15 protein-coding genes are annotated in these 18,524 nt (G+C 72.1%); 8 read left to right on the top strand and 7 right to left on the bottom strand.

The features are described 5' to 3' along the window. Positions 1-23: 23 nt before the first annotated feature. Positions 24-1,445 (bottom strand): glycosyltransferase family 39 protein, encoded by a 1,422-nt coding sequence (locus OG214_RS36935; protein ID WP_405987262.1) that lies wholly within the window; start codon positions 1,443-1,445, stop codon positions 24-26. Positions 1,446-1,906: 461 nt separating this feature from the next. On the opposite strand from OG214_RS36935, the gene OG214_RS36940 reads away from it, so the two are divergent. Together OG214_RS36940 and OG214_RS36945 are read left to right on the top strand one after the other, a co-directional pair. Continuing rightward, positions 1,907-2,596, top strand: coding sequence for a hypothetical protein (locus OG214_RS36940; protein WP_405987263.1), 690 nt, complete (start codon positions 1,907-1,909; stop codon positions 2,594-2,596). Positions 2,597-2,652: 56 nt separating this feature from the next. Continuing rightward, positions 2,653-3,411 (top strand): DUF1775 domain-containing protein, encoded by a 759-nt coding sequence (locus tag OG214_RS36945; RefSeq protein WP_405987264.1) that lies wholly within the window; start codon positions 2,653-2,655, stop codon positions 3,409-3,411. Positions 3,412-3,551: 140 nt separating this feature from the next. Here the strand turns inward: OG214_RS36945 and OG214_RS36950 are convergent, their stop codons facing one another. Continuing rightward, positions 3,552-4,265 (bottom strand): FAD:protein FMN transferase, encoded by a 714-nt coding sequence (locus OG214_RS36950; RefSeq protein WP_383040305.1) that lies wholly within the window; start codon positions 4,263-4,265, stop codon positions 3,552-3,554. A 306-nt stretch (positions 4,266-4,571) separates the two neighbouring features. On the opposite strand from OG214_RS36950, the gene OG214_RS36955 reads away from it, so the two are divergent. The 4 genes from OG214_RS36955 to OG214_RS36970 all read left to right on the top strand — a co-directional run bounded on the left by OG214_RS36955 (position 4,572) and on the right by OG214_RS36970 (position 9,801). Further along, positions 4,572-5,321 carry a response regulator transcription factor gene (locus tag OG214_RS36955; RefSeq protein WP_363085477.1) on the top strand — a complete coding sequence of 250 codons (750 nt, stop codon included), beginning with the start codon at positions 4,572-4,574 and terminating at the stop codon, positions 5,319-5,321. A gap of 98 nt (positions 5,322-5,419) precedes the next feature. Next, positions 5,420-6,853, top strand: coding sequence for a sensor histidine kinase (locus tag OG214_RS36960; protein WP_383040233.1), 1,434 nt, complete (start codon positions 5,420-5,422; stop codon positions 6,851-6,853). 303 nt (positions 6,854-7,156) lie between these two features. Beyond that, entirely contained in the window at positions 7,157-8,503 is a 1,347-nt protein-coding gene (locus tag OG214_RS36965) for a 6-phospho-beta-glucosidase (protein ID WP_405987265.1), read from the top strand. A 248-nt stretch (positions 8,504-8,751) separates the two neighbouring features. Further along, entirely contained in the window at positions 8,752-9,801 is a 1,050-nt protein-coding gene (locus OG214_RS36970; protein WP_405987266.1) for a zinc-binding alcohol dehydrogenase family protein, read from the top strand. Between the two features lie 71 nt (positions 9,802-9,872). Here OG214_RS36970 and OG214_RS36975 read toward each other — a convergent pair whose 3' ends face one another. Next, complete coding sequence (locus OG214_RS36975) at positions 9,873-12,308, bottom strand: phosphoketolase family protein (protein WP_363085729.1); 2,436 nt, start codon at positions 12,306-12,308, stop codon at positions 9,873-9,875. A 461-nt stretch (positions 12,309-12,769) separates the two neighbouring features. Between OG214_RS36975 and OG214_RS36980 the strand changes: the two genes are divergently transcribed. Then, complete coding sequence (locus tag OG214_RS36980) at positions 12,770-14,275, top strand: hypothetical protein (protein WP_405987267.1); 1,506 nt, start codon at positions 12,770-12,772, stop codon at positions 14,273-14,275. A 134-nt stretch (positions 14,276-14,409) separates the two neighbouring features. Here OG214_RS36980 and OG214_RS36985 read toward each other — a convergent pair whose 3' ends face one another. Together OG214_RS36985 and OG214_RS36990 are read right to left on the bottom strand one after the other, a co-directional pair. Next, a complete protein-coding gene (locus OG214_RS36985; protein ID WP_405987268.1) occupies positions 14,410-15,216 on the bottom strand; it encodes a hypothetical protein in 807 nt (268 codons plus the stop codon). Beyond that, positions 15,213-16,910, bottom strand: a complete 1,698-nt coding sequence (locus OG214_RS36990; protein ID WP_405987269.1) for a serine/threonine-protein kinase — start codon at positions 16,908-16,910, stop codon at positions 15,213-15,215. The genes OG214_RS36985 and OG214_RS36990 overlap by 4 nt, the downstream gene beginning before the upstream one ends. Positions 16,911-17,255: 345 nt before the next feature. Here OG214_RS36990 and OG214_RS36995 point away from each other — a divergent pair, with 345 nt between their 5' ends. After that, positions 17,256-17,432, top strand: a complete 177-nt coding sequence (locus OG214_RS36995) for a hypothetical protein (protein ID WP_363086440.1) — start codon at positions 17,256-17,258, stop codon at positions 17,430-17,432. A 90-nt stretch (positions 17,433-17,522) separates the two neighbouring features. On the opposite strand, the gene OG214_RS37000 is transcribed toward OG214_RS36995, so the two are convergent. Continuing rightward, on the bottom strand, positions 17,523-17,825 hold the full coding sequence (locus OG214_RS37000; protein WP_405987270.1) for an HAD family hydrolase: 303 nt from the start codon (positions 17,823-17,825) through the stop codon (positions 17,523-17,525). A gap of 278 nt (positions 17,826-18,103) precedes the next feature. Next, positions 18,104-18,430: a MiAMP1 family antimicrobial peptide gene (locus tag OG214_RS37005; protein ID WP_363086217.1), complete on the bottom strand. Its 327-nt coding sequence runs from the start codon at positions 18,428-18,430 to the stop codon at positions 18,104-18,106. Positions 18,431-18,524: the final 94 nt, after the last annotated feature.

Below are 18,524 nucleotides of genomic sequence, written 5' to 3' on the forward strand. Positions count from 1 at the left end.
GTACCTCGGAGTGGCGCGTGGTCTCAGCAGCTGCCGGGGCGGGCGTACACCGTGATCCGGGCCTGGGTCACCGTACGGCTCCCGCACTCCTCGAAGCCGGTCCGCAGGGTCTCGCGTTTGGCGACTTCCCGCTCGTCCTCCTCCAGCGGCTGACCGGCCAGATCATGGACGGCGACGATCCGGTGGGCGGCCAGGACGCGGGCCCGGATCCGGCCGGGCGTGAACTCCGTACCGTGCAGGGTGTCCGAGGCGACGGGGGAGCGCTCCAGCGCGAGGTCCGACAGACCCCGGAAGGCCTCGGGGCGCGCGAGAGTCCATACGCGCCGGCGCGCGGGCATGAAGAGCACTCCGTCCCCCGGCCGCGCCGCCTCCCGTACCGCCCGTGCGACGGCGTCGGCGTCGTTCTGACGGCTCTGCGGGGTCCGCAGATACGCGCCCACGGGGAACAGCGCGGCCAGTGCCGCCCCCGCCGCCGTCAGGTACACCGCGCCGCGCAGCGCGCGGGAGCGGCCGGTGTCGCGTTGGATCCGGTCGAGCGCCACGCCGATCAGCAGGGCGAGCCCGATGGTGTAGGAGAGGACGTAGCGGTCGACATAGAGCGGCCGCAGCGGGGTGAGCAGGACGAGCAGTACGGTCGGCAGGATCAGCAGGGAGAGCGCGAGCGTCCGCAGCTCGACCGGGGCGCGGGTGTCGGCGGGGGCGCGGGTGTCGGCCGGGGCGCGGGTGTCGGCCGGGTCGTACGAATCGGCCGGGTCGCGCGTGTCGGCCGGGGTCCGGTCCGGTGGAGTACGGCGTGGTGGGGTACGGCCCAGTGTCCTGGCGCACAGCAGCCCGAGCAGCGCCGCCACCACGAAGCGCGTCGTCTGTCCGAGGTCGGGAAAGCCGATCCAGTCGACCTGTTCGGACTGGGTGACGCTGAAGGCCGCGAGCGGAAGCAGCCCGACGGTCACACACCCGGCGGCGATGCCCCAGGCCCGGATCACCGGGTGCGGCAGTCCGGAGCGGAAGACGGTCGCACCGTGGGCGAACAGGGTCACGACGGCCAGCTCATGGAGCAGACAGGCGGTCAGCATGAAGGCGGCGTAAGCGCCCCAGCGGAGCCGGCCCCGCCGGCCGACCGCGGTGAGCAGAAGCCAGGTGCCCCAGGTGATCAGCGCGCACACCAGCGCGTACGAACGCCCCTCCTGCGCGTACCGCTGCACCGTAGGGATCAGCGGAAAGACCAGCCCGGCCAGGACTCCGGCGCGTGGCCCGGCGAGTCCGCGCCCGATGAGGGCGACACCCGCCGAGGCCGTGGCCACCGCGAGGACGGACGGCAGCCGCAGGGCCGTCTCACCGCCGTCCCAGAGGGCGAACACCCCGTGCATCAGCAGGTAGTGGAGACCGTGCACGGCGTCGGCGTGGCCCAGCGTGTGCCAGATCCGGGTGACGCTCCGGTGCGCCATCTCGTAGGTGACCGCCTCGTCGGCCCAGAGCGTGTTCCTGCGGTCGATCCCCCACAGCCCGAGGACCAGCGCCAGGGTGAACGGGGCGAGGACGAGGGCGATCGTGTGCCGCGCCGGCTCGCGCCGTGCCGACGCCCCGGGCGCGGTCTCCGGGCCCGGACCGAAGGAGGGGGAGATGTGCTGTGCGGAGGAGATGACGGGCTCCGTTCACCGTTGCGGGGACACAGATCGGCCAGATCGACCATGCGTGCCGCGCGGGGTGTCCGCGAGCAGGAGGCGGCCAATGGGCCGCATCGGAAGACGGCCGGCGGCACGGTCGTGGGACCGGCCGGCGGACGACCGGATTCCGGAAGTCCCGGTCCGGCGGCCCGGCGATGCTCCATGATGGGCCCGCCATGTCGTGGTCGTGGATCCACCGCACCCGCACCGCGCGCAGGACCGGTCGAGGACCGAGGTCCCGCGTGCCGGTGGCGGTCGCCCGCGCGGCGGTGTTCACCGTGACCGGTGTCGTGCTCGCGGTCACGGGACACCATGTGGTCTCCGGCGACCCGGTGCCGTGGCGGGCCGTGCCGCCCGCCGCCGCGGCGCTTTTCCTGCTCGCTCTGCCGGCCCTGAGCACACCCCGGCCGCGGCGACGGCCGTCGCCGCGGTCACGCTCCCGGTCGTGGCCACTGTCCCTGCCCGCGGTGATCGCGGCGACCGGTGCGGCCCAACTGGCCCTGCACCTCTGGCTCGCACGGGCCGCGGCGCACACCACTCCGGGCCCGCAGGGCACTTCCGGCCCACACAGCACTCCCGGCCCGCACGGCACCGTCGGCCACGGTGTCGCGCACGGAACGCACGAGGCGTGGCACGCCGGGCGGCACGGTCTGGCCATGACGGCCGCCCACATCCTCGCGGCCCTGCTGGTGGCGTGGTGTCTCCAGCGCGCGGACGCGGCCTGCCTCGCCGTCGGAGAACGTCTGGGCGGTGTGCTCGGCGACCTGTTCGTACGGCTCGTACGGCGCGTTCCCACGCGGCTGTTCCCGTCCGTGCCCCGTGTGCTGCGGGCCGTGGGAACGCGCGCGCAGCCTCCCCCGCGCGACTGCCTGGTACTGGCACACGCGGTGGTACGCCGAGGTCCCCCGGCGGAGCCCGCCCCCGCCCTCTGAGCTCGGGGCGCGCTCCGGCGTGCCCGTACCGCCCCACACCACCATGGGAGTCACCCGTGTTCCGTACCACCACCCCGGCGTCCGCCGTGCGCCGTCTCTCCGTCCTCACCGCGGCCGTTCTCGCGACCTCGGTCGCGTTCGCCGCGCCCGCGTCCGCCCATGTGGAGGTCGAGGCGGAGGGCGCCGCCGCCCTCGCCGAGAACGTCACCCTCGCCTTCACCGCCGAGACCGAGTCCGACAAGGCGGGGATCACCGGGCTGGAGGTGATCCTGCCCGACGGCATCGCCCCCGCCGACATCACCTACGGGAAGGGCCCCAAGGGCTGGCGGCTCGCCGCCACCGCGCGCGGCTACACCGTGTCAGGTCCGGCCGTCGCGGTCGGTGAGGACGCCGCGTACACCGTCACCGTACGACAGCTCCCGGACGCCGAGTCGCTGGCGTTCAAGACCCTCCAGAGCTACGGCGACGGCCGCGTCGACCGGTGGATCGAACTGGAGGAGCCCGCGGACGGCGGGCACGGCAGCCTCGCGCCGACGCTCGCCCTGAAGCCCGCCGCGCCCGGGGCCACGCCGGTCGGTCCCAGCCCGGCCGCCGAGCCGACCACGGCCGCACCGTCCACTCCGGCGGAGAGTGAGCCGGCCACGACGGTCCCCTCGGCCGACGCGTCCCCGGCGTCCCCCGCCGTCGACACGGCCGCCGACGCGGACGACGGCACAAGTCCGCTGCTGTTCGTCGCACTCGGCGTGGTGGTCGTGGTCGCGTCGGTCGGCGGTGTGTGGTGGTCCAGGCGCCGCGCCGGGGCGGACTCTGCCTGACCGGGGCACATGGCTCGTCCCCTGCCCCGGGGTGCTTCCCGGGGCAGGGGACGGTTCTTCGCGGGGGAGAGGCCTCGGTAGGGAATCCTTCGGTAGGGAATCCTGAGGAAAGAGGCTCACCCGCACCTGACGACAGAGGCTCAGGAGGGGAAGCCGCTGCTCTGCCAGGTCTCCCCGTCGGCGGTGACGGCCAGCGCCTCGTAGCCGTCCTTCGTCTCGATCCATGAACGCGCCAGGTCACCCATGGCGAAGGCGGCGGTGGCGAAGACATCGGCCTGGGTGAGATGGGGGCCGGTCACGGTGACGGACAGCAGGTCGGAGGCCGGCAGACCCGTGCGGGGATCGATGATGTGGCCGCTGCGCTCGGCCGATCCCGAGGTCGCGACTCCGAGATCATGTCCGTGGACGACCGCCACGAGCTGGTCCCGGAGGACCGGATGGGCGATACCGACCCGCCAGGGCAGGCCCGGCGAGGTCTCGCCCCGGAGCTGAAGATCGCCCCCGGCGTCGATATAGGTGTTCCGTGCCCCCGCCGCGTACAGCTTCCGTGAGACACCCTCCACCGACCACCCCATGACCAGGCCGGACGGGTCGAGGCTGCCCCGTGGAGCGGCGGTGAAGAACCCCTCGGTGTCCCGTGCCGCCTCGTCGCAGAGCGTGAGGACCTCCCTCACCACGTCCGGGCACTGGTCCACGGTCGTCTCACCACGCGAGAGCCGGCTGACGGCGCTGTCCGCGCGGAACGTGGAGAAGAGCGCGTCCATCTCGTGCAGCCAGACGACGCTGTCGGTGATCGCCCGGCCCACCTCCCGCGTGACGGGGTCATGGATGTCGAACGAGAACACCCTCCCCATGACATGCTCGAAGTGACGCAGACCGGGGTGAGGACTGTGTTTGCTCTGTGGGTCCTGTTGGGTGACCACCAGGTATCCCTCTTTCGGAGGCGGGGTTTCGCCCTGTAGTGGGCGGCGTCGCCAGCCTGGCAGGACGTCTTCTGAGAAGTCTCTGAACACGGGCGGACACCGGGAGATCCGTACGGTCCCCGCTCCCACGGCGACACCGGCGCCACCGACGGCACCGTGACGGCACACCGGCGACGCGCGGACGCGGAGCCCGGCCTGACCGCGTCGGTGATCACGGCGCGAGAAGCTGGACCCACCATGGACAAACACGCCGAACACGTCGATCACACCGCCTCTTCCGTCCTGAGCAGGCCCGACGGCGCCCCGGTGCGCGTCCTCGTCGTCGACGACGAGCCGGATCTGACCGAGGTCCTGTCCGGTGCGCTGCGCTACGAGCGATGGGAGGTAAGGAGCGCGGGCGACGGCCACTCGGCGGTCCGTGTCGCCCGTACGTTCCGCCCCGACGCCGTCGTACTCGACTGGATGCTGCCCGACATGGACGGTCTCCAGGTCCTGCGTGAGCTGCGGGCCGCGCTGCCGGAGGTCTGTGTGCTCTTCCTCACCGCCCGTGACACCGTGGAGGACCGGATCGCGGGCATCACCGCGGGCGGTGACGACTACGTCACCAAGCCCTTCAGCCTGGAGGAGGTGCTCGCCCGGCTGCGCGGACTGCTGCGCAGGGCCGGTATGGCCCGCGAGCCGGGCGGCGACCGGCTGGTGGTGGGCGAGCTGATGATGGACGAGGGAGCGCGTGAGGTCACCAGGGCGGGTGTGGCGGTGGACCTGTCACCCACCGAGTTCGAACTGCTGCGTTTCCTGATGCGCAACGCCCGCCGGGTCCTGTCCAAGGAGCAGATCCTGGACCGGGTCTGGTCCTACGACTTCGGCGGCCAGGCGCATGTCGTCGAGCTGTACATCAGCTATCTGCGCAAGAAGATCGACGCGGGCCGGACCCCGCTGATCCACACGGTGCGCGGGGTCGGTTACGTACTGAAGCCGGACGCGTGAGAGGCGTGAGCCGCGTGAGCGCCCCCGGCCGCACGGGATGGGGACGACGGGCGGGAAACGCCGTGCGAGCGGTGGGGAGAGCGCTGGGACGGCTGCCCGTGCCGCGCACCCTCCGGGCACGGCTGACCGCCGGACTCCTGCTGCTGCTCGCCCTCGCCTGTCTCGCGGTGGGGGTGATCACCGTACTGGCGCTCGAACGCTTTCTGATGACCAGACTCGACCATCAGCTCGCCGCGGCCGACGGACGGTTCGCGGCGAGCCTGGAGCACGCGGAGCGTCCCGACGAATCCGCCGACACCAGGGGGCAGGCGGAGGGCACCTTCGGCGCCCGGCTGCTGTTCGGTGTCGCCGTCGAGGCGTCGCTGGTGCACGGCGACACACATGTGCCCGTGCCGCTCAGCCGCGCGGACCGCGACACACTGGCCGCCGTACCGCCGGACGGCAAGGGGCACACCGTCACCCTCTCCGCCCTCGGTGCCTACCGCGTGGTGACCGAGCACGGTGAAGAGGGCGACAGGCTCATCACCGGGCTGCCGCTCCGGCGCGTCACGGACACCGTGCACCGGCTGGAAGCGGTGGAGACGGCCGTGTTCGGAGCCGCGATCGTGGTCACCGGAGTGGCCGGGGCGTTCTGGGTGCAGCTCTCGCTGCGCCCGCTCAGCAGGGTCGCCGCGACCGCCGCCGAGGTGACCAGGATGCCGCTGGCCAGCGGTGAGATCGCCATGCCCGGCCCGCTGCCCGACACCGACACCAGGACCGAGGTCGGCCGGGTCGGCGCCGCGTTCAACCGGATGCTCGGCCATGTCGGCGACGCGCTCTCCCGCCGTCACGCCAGTGAGGAACGGCTGCGCCACTTCGCCGCCGACGCCAGCCATGAGCTGCGTACCCCGGTGGCCACCGTGCGCGCGCACGCGGAGCTGGCCCTGCGCCATCCCGAGTCCGTGCCCGACGACGTACGGCACGCCCTGGAGCGCATCCAGTACGAGAGCGAACGGATGAGCGGTCTGGTCGAGGACCTTCTGCTGCTGGCACGTCTGGACGCGGGCCGCCCGCTGGCCAGGGACACCGTCGATCTCACCCGGCTCGCGCTCGACGCCATGAGCGACGCGCGCGCCGCCGCCCCGGAACACCACTGGCTGCTGGATCTGCCCCGTGAACCGGTGACCGTCACCGGCGACGAACACCGCCTCTACCAGGTCGTGGCCAACCTTCTGGGCAACGCCCGTACGCACACCCCGCCCGGCACGACCGTGACCCTGCGCATCACCGACGGCGAGGACCACGCCGGACTGACCGTGAGCGACACCGGACCCGGTGTCCCGGAGGAACTCCAGCGCGAGATCTTCCAGCGGTTCACCCGCGCCGACCGGGCCAGGTCGAGGACCACGGGGGAGGGGACCACGGGCGGAACGGGTCTCGGTCTGGCGATCGTCGCCGCGGTGGTCGGCGCCCATGGCGGCACCGTGGACGTGACCAGCCGCCCCGGCCACACGGTCTTCACCGTACGGCTGCCTGTCGCCCGGACGGGGTGACCGGCTTGGCCCGGCAGGCGGCACCGGAGGGCGCACGACGGCGCGTGGCGAAGAGCGTCGGCCGACGAGTAATGTTCACGGCGGGCCGGCCGAGCGACGACTTCCGTTGATCCTGTGCGGTCCGCGCTTCAGCGGCTTCAGGGCCCTCGGCGGCTTCAGGGGCCTCGGCGGCCTCAGGAGCTTCGGCGGCTTCCCGGCGAGCGGCCCCCGCGCCGCCGGTCCCGTAGTGGCAGTGACCAACGCCCCCATGGACGCGGTGATCCGTGCCGTGCCGGAGGAGGCCGACGCAAAGGCGGTTCCCGCGTGAAGCTGACCATTCTCGGCGGTGGCGGGTTCCGGGTGCCGCTCGTGTACGGCGCGCTCCTCACCGACCACGCCGAGGGCCGGGTCACCCGGGTCACCCTCCACGATCTCGACCCCGCCCGGCTCACGGCCGTCGCCCGTGTGCTGGCCGAGCAGGCGGAGGGTGTCCCCGACGCGCCGGCGGTCACGGCCACCACCGATCTCGACGAGGCGCTGCGCGGCGCGGACTTCGTCTTCTCGGCGATCCGCGTCGGCGGGCTCGAAGGACGCGCGGCCGACGAGCGGGTCGCCCTGGACCTCGGTGTCCTCGGCCAGGAGACGGTCGGCGCGGGCGGTATCGCGTACGGACTGCGCACCGTGCCCGTCGCCGTCGACATCGCGCGGCGCGTCGCCCGGCTCGCACCCGACGCGTGGGTCATCAACTTCACCAATCCCGCCGGACTGGTCACCGAGGCCATGTCCCGCCACCTCGGCGACCGTGTCATCGGCATCTGCGACTCACCCGTGGGACTGGCCCGGCGTGTCGCCCGTATCCTGGGCGCCGACCCGGACGAGGCGTCGCCCGACTATGTCGGCCTCAACCATCTCGGCTGGCTGCGCGGTCTGCTGGTGGCCGGCCGCGACGAACTGCCACGCCTGCTCGCGGACACCGAGGCGCTGGGCTCCTTCGAGGAGGGCAGGCTCTTCGGCCCCGAGTGGCTCCGGTCGCTGGGCGCGATCCCCAACGAGTATCTGCACTACTACTACTTCAACCGGGAGACGGTACGCGCCTACCAGGAGGCCGAGCAGACGCGCGGCGCGTTCCTCCGGGACCAACAGGCCCGTTTCTACGACGAGATGGCCCACCCCGACGCGCCCGCCCTCGCGACCTGGGACCGTACCCGCGCCGAACGCGAGGCCACGTACATGACGGAGAACCGCGAGGCGGCGGGCGTCGGAGAACGGGACGCCGACGATCTGGAGTCCGGCGGCTACGAGAAGGTCGCCCTCGCCCTGATGCGCGCGATCGCCCGCGACGAGCGCACCACGCTCATCCTCAACGTCCGCAACCGCACCACCCTGCGGGTGCTCGACGACGACGCGGTCATCGAGGTGCCCTGTCTCGTGGACGCGAACGGCGCCCATCCGCTCTCCGTCGCACCGCTGCCGGACCACGCCGCCGGTCTGGTGGGCGCCGTCAAGGCGGTGGAACGCGAGGTCCTCGCCGCCGCCGCGAGCGGCTCACGCGCCACCGCCGTCAAGGCGTTCGCCCTCCATCCGCTGGTGGACTCGGTGACCGTGGCCCACCACCTCGTCGACGGCTACACGAAAGCGCACCCGGGCCTCGCGTATCTGAACCGCCCCTGAGACGCACCCGCGCGGTCGAGCCCGGCTCGACCCGCGGCAGCGGCGGCGGGCACGGCGGGGGCAACGGTACGGACCGGCGGGGCGACCGTACGGACCGGCGGGGGTAACGGTACGGACCGGCCGACGTACGGGCTCGGCGGGCCGCGGCCGTGCGTTCGGCGGGCGCCGTACCGGGCCCCGGCAGGGTGGGGCGGCGGACGGGCCGCCGACCGTTTGCCCCTCGTCGGCCCCCGCCGCACGCTGGATACATGGCTTCTCCCGCTTCCGCCGCCTCTCCCGCGTCCATCCCCGACGCCCTGGGCGCCTGGGCCGTCGAGACGCCCGGACCGATCGCCACCGGGCCGCTGGTCCGGATCCGCCGCCGGACACCGGTCCCCGGCCCGGGGGATCTGCTGCTGCATGTGGAGGCCTGCGGTGTCTGCCGTACGGATCTGCATCTCGCCGAGGGAGATCTGAACCCCCACCGCCCGTCGACCGTCCCAGGACACGAGATCGTCGGCCGGGTGATCGCCACCGGCGAGGGGGTGACCCGCTTCCGCACCGGCGACCGGGCCGGCGGAGCCTGGCTGCGCGGCACCTGCGGAACCTGCCGCTACTGTCTGGCCGGCCGGGAGAATCTCTGCCCGTGGTCCCTCTACACCGGATGGGACGCGGACGGCGGCTTCGCCGATCTGACCCTGGTGCCCGAGGCCTTCGCCTACCCGCTGCCCGAATCCCAGGACCCGGTCCTGCTCGCACCGCTCCTCTGCGCGGGGATCATCGGCTACCGGGCGCTGCGCCGCAGCGCACTGCCCGAGGGCGGGCGGCTGGGACTCTACGGATTCGGCGGCTCCGCACATCTCGCCGCCCAGGTGGCCCTCGCCGAGGGCGCCACCGTCCATGTGCTGACCCGGTCGGCGCGGGCACGGCGACTCGCCCTGGACCTCGGCGCCGCCTCGGCGGGCGACGCCTACGACCGCCCGCCGGAGCCGCTGGACTCGGCGATCCTGTTCGCACCGGTGGGCGATCTCGTACCGGTGGCACTGGAGGCCCTGGACCGCTCAGGGACGCTCGCCGTCGCCGGGATCCATCTCACCGACATTCCCGTGCTGAACTACGAACGCCATCTCTTCCAGGAGCGGAATCTGCGCAGCGTCACCTCCAACACGCGCCACGACGGCCGGGAGTTCCTGGAGCTGGCCGAGCGCATCGGGATCCAGGTCACCACCAGCCCGTACCCGCTGAGCAGGGCCGACCGGGCACTCGCCGATCTGGCGGGCGGACGGGTACAGGGAGCCGCCGTGCTCGTACCGGACTGACGCCCGTACCGGCCTGACGTGCTCGTACCGGACCGACGTGCTCGTACCGGACCGACCGCCGGCCGACCCGCTCACAGACGCGTCGTGGGGTAGATCTCGCTGTCCACGGGCACCGGCTGCCAGGTCCAGTCGGTCACCTCGGGCAGATCCGACCCGTGCTCACGGATCCAGGAGTGGTGCCTGAGCCGGGCCTCCTCCATCGACTGCCGCGCGTGGGTGGCGCGTACGGCGAGCCCCGGGACGCGGTCGATGACATCCATGACCAGCCGGTAGCGGTCCAGGTTGTTGCGGACGACCATGTCGAAGGGTGTTGTGGTGGTGCCCGACTCCTCGTAACCGCGCACATGCAGATGCTCGTGGCCGGCACGGCGGTAGGCGAGGCGGTGGATCAGCCAGGGATAGCCGTGGTAGGCGAAGATCACCGGCTTGTCGCGGGTGAACAGCGCGTCGTACTGACTGTCGGACAGTCCGTGCGGGTGCAGTGTGTCCGGCAGCAGCCGGGCCAGATCGACCACATTGACGACGCGGACCGCGAGCCGGGGGAGATGGCGGCGGATCAGCAGGGCGGCGGCCAGTACCTCCTGGGTCGGGACATCACCGGCACAGGCCAGCACCACGTCCGGCTCCTCGCCCTCGCGCTCGGTACCGGCCCACTCCCACACACCCGCGCCACGGGCACAGTGGGCCCGCGCCTCGTCCAGGGTCAGCCAGTCGTAGCACGGCTGCTTCCCCGCGACGACGACATTGACATGGTCCCGGCTGCGCAGCACATGGCCGGCGACACAGAGCAGGGTGTTGGTGTCCGGCGGCAGATAGACCCGTACCACCTCGGGCGCCTTGTTCAGCACATGGTCGATGAAGCCGGGGTCCTGGTGGGAGAAGCCGTTGTGGTCCTGGCGCCAGACATGCGAGGTGAGCAGATAGTTGAGGGAGGCGACCGGGCGCCGCCACGGCAGGGTACGGGACACCTTCAGCCACTTGATGTGCTGGTTGACCATCGAGTCGACGATATGGGCGAAGGCCTCGTAGCACGAGAAGAGACCGTGCCGTCCGGTGAGGAGATAGCCCTCCAGCCAGCCCTGGCAGGTGTGCTCGGAGAGGATCTCCATCACCCGGCCGTGCCGGTCGAGATGCTCGTCGACGCTCAGTGTCCGGGCCTGCCAGGCCTTCCCCGAGGCCTTGTAGAGGGCCTGGAGCCGGTTGGACGCCGTCTCGTCCGGACCGACGACCCGGAAGTCACGGCGCCCGGTCGTGGCCTCCATGACCGCCTCCAGCAGATCGCCCAGCACCCGGGTCGGTTCATGCAGGGTGACGCCGGGCCGGTCCACCCGTACGGCGTATGCCTCCAGGGGCGGCACGGGCAGCTCGCGCAGCAGGAGACCGCCGTTCGCGTATGGCGTGGCGCCGAGCCGCCGCGTGCCCTCGGGCACACAGTCGAGCACCCGTGCCCATGGCCGGCCGCGGTCGTCGAAGAGCTCCTGGGGCCGGTACGAGCGCAGCCACGCCTCCAACTGCCGCAGATGCTCGGGGTTCTCGCGTACGGCGGGCAGCGGCACCTGATGCGCGCGCCAGGTCCCCTCGACGGGCAGTCCGTCCACGGTGACGGGACCGGTCCAGCCCTTGGGCGTACGCATCACGATCACCGGCCAGCGGGGCCGCTCCGTGGCGCCCTCCTCCCGGGCCGTGTGCTGGATCAGCGCGATACGGTCCAGCGCGCTGTCCATCGCCGCGGCCATGGCGCGGTGGACGGTGTCCGGGTCGTCGCCGCCGACATGCAGCGGCTCGTGGCCGTAGCCGCGCAGCAGCTCGTCCAGTTCGGGCTCGGGGATCCGCGCGAGCACGGCCGGATTGGCGATCTTGTAGCCGTTGAGATGGAGGATCGGCAGCACCGCGCCGTCGCGCACCGGGTCGAGGAACTTGTTGGAGTGCCAGGACGCCGCCAGCGGCCCGGTCTCCGCCTCTCCGTCGCCGATCACACATGCGACCAGCAGATCCGGATGGTCGAACGCGGCGCCGTAGGCGTGGGAGAGCGAATAGCCGAGTTCGCCGCCCTCGTGGATCGAGCCGGGCGTCTCGGGCGCGACATGACTGGGCACTCCGCCGGGGAAGGAGAACTGGCGGAAGAGCCGGGCCATACCGTCCCGGTCCCTGCCGACGTCCGGGTAGACCTCCGAGTAGCTGCCCTCCAGCCAGGCGTTGGCCAGCACCGCGGGGCCGCCGTGCCCAGGTCCCCAGACACAGACCGCGTCCTGGCCCCGGGCCTTGATGACACGGTTGAGATGGGTGTGGACCAGATTCAGCCCCGGGGAGGTACCCCAGTGGCCCAGCAGCCGGGGTTTGATGTGTTCCGGCCGCAGCGGCTCGGTGAGCAGCGGATTGGCCATGAGATAGATCTGACCGACCGCCAGATAGTTGGCGGCCCGCCAATGGGCCACCAGAGCGGCCAGTTCCTCGTCGGTGACGGTGGCCGTGACCGTGGTCCGCGCCGACGTGCTCGCCTCGCGCATGGCTCTCCTCCGCGGCTCGTGGGTGTCGTGGTCAGCCTTGTCGGGGGCGATCGGTGCCCGTTGTGTCCCGATGTCAAACGGTTGCCGTCCGGGTGGGGCCCGGCCGGCGGCGGGGCGCGTGAGGGTCCGGCGGAGGACGGCGCGGGCCGGTGGGAACCGGTGGGGACCGGTCCGGACGAAGGGCCCCGGGGCCGGTCAGGCCCACCGGAAGGGCCCGAATGGGTGCCCCCGGAGAACCCCCTGAGCACCTTTTACGCCGTTGTCATGCCCCGGTTCGGCCGGGGACGCGCGGCGCCCACCGGCGTGACCGGATACCAGGCAAGGCGACGTATCCGAAGTGCGTCAACGACCGTACGGGGTGTCCCGAGAGCCGGCGCAGGCCCGGTGTGCCCCGTACAACTTTCCGGCTCTCCCGCGGGTCGTGATGACCGTAGCTGTATTTTCTGACCATGGGAGACGTCATGACCGGACGCCTGACCCCGACCTCGACCCGTCGCCTCATCACACCGTTCCTCGCCGCCTTCGCACTTGTCTCCGCCCTTGTCGTCGCCGGAGCGGGACCCGCCCGCGCCGACGGGTCGGACGCGCTGTGGATCGCGGCTCCGTACGAGTTGGCCCTGCTCGGCGCGGACGCCAATGGTGACGCGCCCACCAGAACCCTGAACATCGACATCTCGCACGACAACACGGACATGGTGGTGCCGGGGGGCACACTCACCGTGGATGTCACCGAGCTGGCGGGCCTCGCCGAGATCACCTGGCCCGCCAACTGCACCGAGCGGACCGGCGGTACGGGCCAGGACCGTACCGTCACCGGCGAGTGCGCCTTCCCCGGACTCTCCACGAACGACCATGTCCACGGGGCCGAGATCGGGATAACGGCCACGTCCGCCGCCGTCGAGGGTACGGTCGCGACGATCAGGAGCACGGCCGTCGCGGGGGATCTGACGGCGTATCCGGCCGAGACGGCCGTGACCGTGCGCAACGGCCCCGATCTGGGCCTCGGACAGGCGCCGAACCGGCACGGTGTGAGACCGGGGACCCGGGTCGACGTACCCGTCACACTCGCCAACAACGGCAACCGCACCGCCGACCGCACCCTGCTGACCCTGTTCGCCTCGCACGGCCTGGACTTCGCCTCCCGGTACGGGAACTGCGGGTATCTCGACGAGAACCCGCCGGCCACCCCGGTCGGCACCTGGGCCCTGTGCGTGCTGGACGAACCCATCGCCCCCGGCCGGACCTTCTCCCTCGACGCGGGCGCGCTGCGGACCAAGAAGAGCGTGCTCTACGACCGATTCGACTACGCGGCCGAACCGTACTCGGACGAGGCGCTGGAACAGGCGCGCGCGGGACGCCCGTTCGTCCGGGGCGGCGGAGCCGACCTCGACCCGCGCCCGGCGGCTGCCCCGGCCCGCGCCGGGCTGGCCGGCGCGGTGGGCGGAGCCGCGGCCGACTCCGTGGCCGATGCCGTGGATGAGGCCGACGTCGACACGTCGGACAACTACCGCTCCATGCTCATCAACGCCATCAACACCGCCGATCTGAAACTGATCGGCGGCGAGGTCGAGGGCGCGGCGGGCGAGACCGTCACCGCCTCGGTCACGGTGAAGAACCGCGGCCCGGCGTGGGTGGCCTCCCTCGGCGCGGGTGAGCCGGTGGCGACCGTGGACTTCACCGTTCCGCGCGGGACGGCGGTCACCGCCAAGCCGGAGGAGTGCTACGCGCTCGACGCCTCGGGCGCCTGGCAGGAGGAGCAGCTCGGCGCGCCCCGCTACCGCTGCTCGACGCCCGTCTTCCTGCACGAGCGGGCGAGTCACACCTTCCCGTTCTCCCTCCGTGTCGACCGTGTCGTGCCGGGCGCCCGTGGGAAGGCGGTCACCCTCAACGACCGGCCCGACCTCAGGATCAGCGACTTCGACCCGAATCTGGCCAACAACAAGGCCTTCGTCGTGGTGAACGGCTGACCGGTCGGCCGCCCGGCCAAGCGGTCAGCCGGCCTCCGAACCGGTTGACCGCCGACGGGCGGCTCACCCGGGCGGCTCACCCGGTCGGCCGACCGGGTGAGCCGCCCGACGTGGCACGGCGCCGCGGCGGCGGCTCAGACGCACCGGTAGACGAAGCGTGTGACGGCCGTGTGCCGGGACGGCGAGATGATCCGCAGCTCCGCCCTGGCCCGGTACTCTCCCCGGCCGCGGAATGTCCACAACAGATGCAGACGGGCCGTCTTCTGACCGCTCGTCACCTTTTCCCGCAGCAGGCCGGAGGACGTGCCGTCGCCGCGCACCCAGCGATAGGTGAGGGTGCCGGGGCGCCCATTGGTCCGCACCACGCCGACGATGTCCGACGTCCCGTCACATTCCGGCCCGCGTAAGGCGGTTCGTACGGTCACGTCCTGTACGGCGAGGGCGGGCCCGTACCGCTGCCAGGCGAGGAACACCAGAACGGCGAGCAGCACCGCGGCGGCGAGCGCGTACCGGCGCGGCCCTCCGGAGCGGCGCTCGGGGGGTCCCTCCGGTCCGGGCGGCTGTCCGGGCAGGGTGCCGTGCCAGAGGGCGGCGGCGGTGGTGTTCTCACGGTGCCGGTTCCGGACAGCGGCGGTCACTCCGGGACCGAACCGGAGGACCTGGCCCTCCACCCGGTCCGGTGCCGCCGCCGGGAGCGGATCCGGGGGAACCGGCGCGGGGGGCGGTGCCGGGTCCAGTGCCCGATCTCCCGCCGGGTCCAGGGTCGGATCAGGCCGTTCGAACCAGTGGCTGCCGAGGACGGTCGCGCTGTAGGTGTCGGGACCGGGACCGGGACCGCTCCCGCTCTCGTTCTCGTTCTCCGGGCGACGGTCCTCCGGTGGCCTGTCCGGGCGCTCGGGCTCCCCGTCGTCGCGGTAGTAGGGGATACGGGGATCGCTCATGAGATGACGCACCGCCGGATCACGATCTGCTGCGAGGAACCGCCGCTCGCCGGGGCCGGATCGGTGGTCGCCTGTACGCCCCAGTAGCAGGCCTGCCGCTGGAAGGTGTGGTCGAGCGGGATCGTGTACTGCGTGGCGCCCTCGCGTCGGAAGGTCTGCGCGCCGTCCTGGGCGCCGAGTTCACCGGATGTCTCGCCCGCGAACCAGGTGATGACGACGGTGACGGGTCCCGTGCCGTCCGTGGCGATGTCGACGGTGGCGGTGGCGGTCGCCGTACCCGTCTGCCGCAGACCGGTGACGGAGACGGACTTCACGCGTACGGGATCCGGCGTGGGGGCGGAGGAACTCGGTGTGACCGACGGAGTGGGCGGGGACGGTGGGGCGGGCGGGGGCGGCACCACGGGCGGCGTGCTGGGCGTACCGGCCGTCCCACCGTCCCCGCCGTTCCCGCCGTCCGCGACGGAGGGTGAGCCGCCGGGAGAGGCACCGCCGGTCGGCGACGGGCTCGCGGAGCCGGACGGGCCCGCGGACGCGGTGGTGTCCGACTCCGCGCCGGGGTTCTGGGCCGGGCCCGCGGTGGTGACCGCCTGGGCCGTCGTCCGCCCCGGGCTGTCTCCCACCGCCCCCGCGGCAACAGCCGCCACGACGGCGATGACCAGGGCGACCGCGGCGGCCAGCGCCCCTCTCAGGCCGGGCTTCCAGCTACGGCCGTGCCCACCGCCGTGCCCACCGCCGTGCCCACCGCCCGGCCCATCGCCCCGGCCATCGCGTCGTCCGCCGTCCAGCGCCGTCGTGGCCAGTGCCGTGGTGCCCGCGGACGGGCTGCCCGCGTACGGGAGGAGCAGCGGGAGAAGGGCGGCGAGCGCGGCGAGCTTCCGCTGTCCCCGCTCCTCCCAGTCCGGACCGTAGGCCGCGCCGGCGATCTCCTCCAGCTCCGCGACGAACGCGTCCGCGTTGTGGGGCCGCTCCCGGGGCTCCTTGGCCAGGCCGCGCCGGATCAGCGGACGGACCGGTTCGGGCGCCTCCCCCTCGGGAACGGGCGCGCCGATGTGCTGGAGCGCCAGCTCGGCGAAGTTCTCGCCGGAGAACGGCTTGCGGCCGGTGAGGCATTCGTAGAAGGTCGCGGTCGCCGCGTAGACATCGGCCGCGGGGGAGGCGGGCTCCCCGTTCCACTGTTCCGGGGCCATATAGGCGGGAGTTCCGGCCACGCCCGGTGTGCTGCCACGGCCCGTGGCGATACCGAAGTCCACGAGCTTGGACGAACCGTCCGTGGCGACCAGGACGTTCCCCGGCTTGTAGTCGCGGTGGACGACGCCCGCCCGGTGCGCGGCGGCCAGTCCCAGCAGCGATCCCTTGAGCACCACGAGCGCCGCCTCGGGACCGGTCGGCCCCTCCCGCCGCAGCAGCGCGCTCAGGGCGACACCGTCGACCAGCTCCATCACGATGGCGGCGCCTCCCGGCGCCTCGACATACTCGTACAGACCCACCACATACGGTGTGCCGAGACCGCTGAGCAGACGCGCCTCGGCCCGGAACGAGCGGACGAAGACGGAGTCGGTCCGCAGGCGCTCGCTGAGGTATTTGACGGCGACGGGGACACCGGTCGCGTCATGGACGGCGAGGACGACCCGCCCGCTGCCGCCGGAGCCCAGCTCGCGGGACTCCGTATATCCGGGGACGGACCAGGCGTTCATTTCTCCCCCTCGGCGGCGCGGCGGCCCGGTCCGGGCGGACGCGTCGCCACGGCCGCGCGGACCGTGGAGCCGTGGATATCCGTGCAGTTCATCGCGTTCCCCCATACGGGAGCGCGGTGCGACTCCCGCCGTATGCCGTACCCCGCGGTCGCTGCCGCGCGGCCGGCGCACGGTAGCCCACATCCTGTCCCCATGGCAGACACAAATCCGCCACGTCCGGTTCCCGTACGCGGGCCGGTCGGGTACCGCCAATGCCGTATCCGAGCGCCCTTTTCAAGAGTAAAATGGGCATATGGGGCCATAGTCCCCGGCCCCATGAGGAGTCATGACCTCTAAGGGGTTCTTATGGCCGACACCGACTTCTACTCACGCGACCGGCCGGACAATCCCGAGCTGCCGGAGGATCGCCCCCGCGGCCGTTCGGAGAGTTTCGTACCGGAACACCACCGTCTGCGGACCACCACGATTCTCCTCATCTCCTTTGTCGTGCTGGTGCTTGTGGGGATCCTGCTGTTCCCCTGAGTCTCACGGAGGGTGCCGTTCGTCAGTGTTCTGGGGTACTTGGGGTACTTGGGGTACTTGGGGTTCTGGGGCACTCGTGCGGGAAGCCCGCTACCGCGACGTGCGGATGACGTGGTGGATGGCGGACGCGGTGTCGTCCGCGACCAGGGTCGGCCGGTAGTCCGTCTCCGTCCACGGGCGACCGCCCGACACCCACACACTGCGGACGCCGATCCCGTCGGCCCCGGCGATGTCGGCTCGCGGTGAATCACCGATGACCCACGCCCCGTCGAGGGAAGCCCCGGTGGTGGCCGCCGCCGCGAGGAAGATCTCCGGAGCGGGCTTCTTGTGGCCGGCCTTCTCGGAGATCACCCAGCCGCGAACGAGCGTGTCCAGTCCGGCGTTACGGATCACGCGATGTCGGACTCGGGCAGCGCGTGTTCTGCCAGAAGAGCGGCCGCCGCCTCCCGGAAGGCGGCGTCGCGGTCGACCAGGGTGTTGTCCAGGTCAAGCATCAGCAACGGCATGGCCCGAGTAGATCACGCGCGGAGTTCGGGTCCCCGGGAGTTGACCAGAGCCTGAAGTAGGGCCCGGAACCGAGCGGTTCCGGGCTCTCGCCGTCGTGCGCCTCAAGCATCTCAAGGGCCTCAGGCGCCTCGACCGCCTCAAGCGCCTTGAACGGACCGTGGCCGTCAGCAGTGGATGTGGATGCTCTTCCAGCCGAACGACGCGTTCCGCTCCGAGTCGCCCCGGAACGTGTAGTGCCCGTGCCCCCGGGGACAGTCACGGTCGTTGAACATCGTCGCGTCCTGTCCCCGGTGGTCGAAGTAGTAGGAACCGCGCTTGCCCTCGTTGAGGTTGCTGCAACCGCAGGCCAGGATGTGCTGGGGCTGTCCCTGCTGATTCGACTGCGGATAGCCGTACCAGTCGCTGGCCAACGCCGCTCCGGACGTCAGGGTCAGTACGGCGGTCGTCACGGCCGAGGTGACAGCGAGACGCAGGGTGTGACGGTTACGCATGGCAACTCCTCTGGTTGACCAAAAACAGAAGATGACTTTGCGCTTTCATGTGAACACGAAGTGTGATGAAAGTACGAATGGAACCGCCGCAGTC

The sequence above is a fragment of the Streptomyces sp. NBC_00872 genome (assembly GCF_045161915.1).
GTDB lineage: Bacteria > Actinomycetota > Actinomycetes > Streptomycetales > Streptomycetaceae > Streptomyces.

What these genes read in the sequence shown, in the direction of transcription:
- OG214_RS36985 (WP_405987268.1), bottom strand. Translation starts at nt 15,216, where the DNA reads ATGAGCGATCCCCGTATCCCCTACTACCGCGACGACGGGGAGCCCGAG.
- OG214_RS36950 (WP_383040305.1), bottom strand. Translation starts at nt 4,265, where the DNA reads ATGGGGAGGGTGTTCTCGTTCGACATCCATGACCCCGTCACGCGGGAG.
- OG214_RS36970 (WP_405987266.1), top strand. Translation starts at nt 8,752, where the DNA reads ATGGCTTCTCCCGCTTCCGCCGCCTCTCCCGCGTCCATCCCCGACGCC.
- OG214_RS36955 (WP_363085477.1), top strand. Translation starts at nt 4,572, where the DNA reads ATGGACAAACACGCCGAACACGTCGATCACACCGCCTCTTCCGTCCTG.
- OG214_RS36980 (WP_405987267.1), top strand. Translation starts at nt 12,770, where the DNA reads ATGACCGGACGCCTGACCCCGACCTCGACCCGTCGCCTCATCACACCG.
- OG214_RS36975 (WP_363085729.1), bottom strand. Translation starts at nt 12,308, where the DNA reads ATGCGCGAGGCGAGCACGTCGGCGCGGACCACGGTCACGGCCACCGTC.
- OG214_RS36935 (WP_405987262.1), bottom strand. Translation starts at nt 1,445, where the DNA reads ATGGCGCACCGGAGCGTCACCCGGATCTGGCACACGCTGGGCCACGCC.
- OG214_RS37005 (WP_363086217.1), bottom strand. Translation starts at nt 18,430, where the DNA reads ATGCGTAACCGTCACACCCTGCGTCTCGCTGTCACCTCGGCCGTGACG.
- OG214_RS36990 (WP_405987269.1), bottom strand. Translation starts at nt 16,910, where the DNA reads ATGAACGCCTGGTCCGTCCCCGGATATACGGAGTCCCGCGAGCTGGGC.
- OG214_RS36995 (WP_363086440.1), top strand. Translation starts at nt 17,256, where the DNA reads ATGGCCGACACCGACTTCTACTCACGCGACCGGCCGGACAATCCCGAG.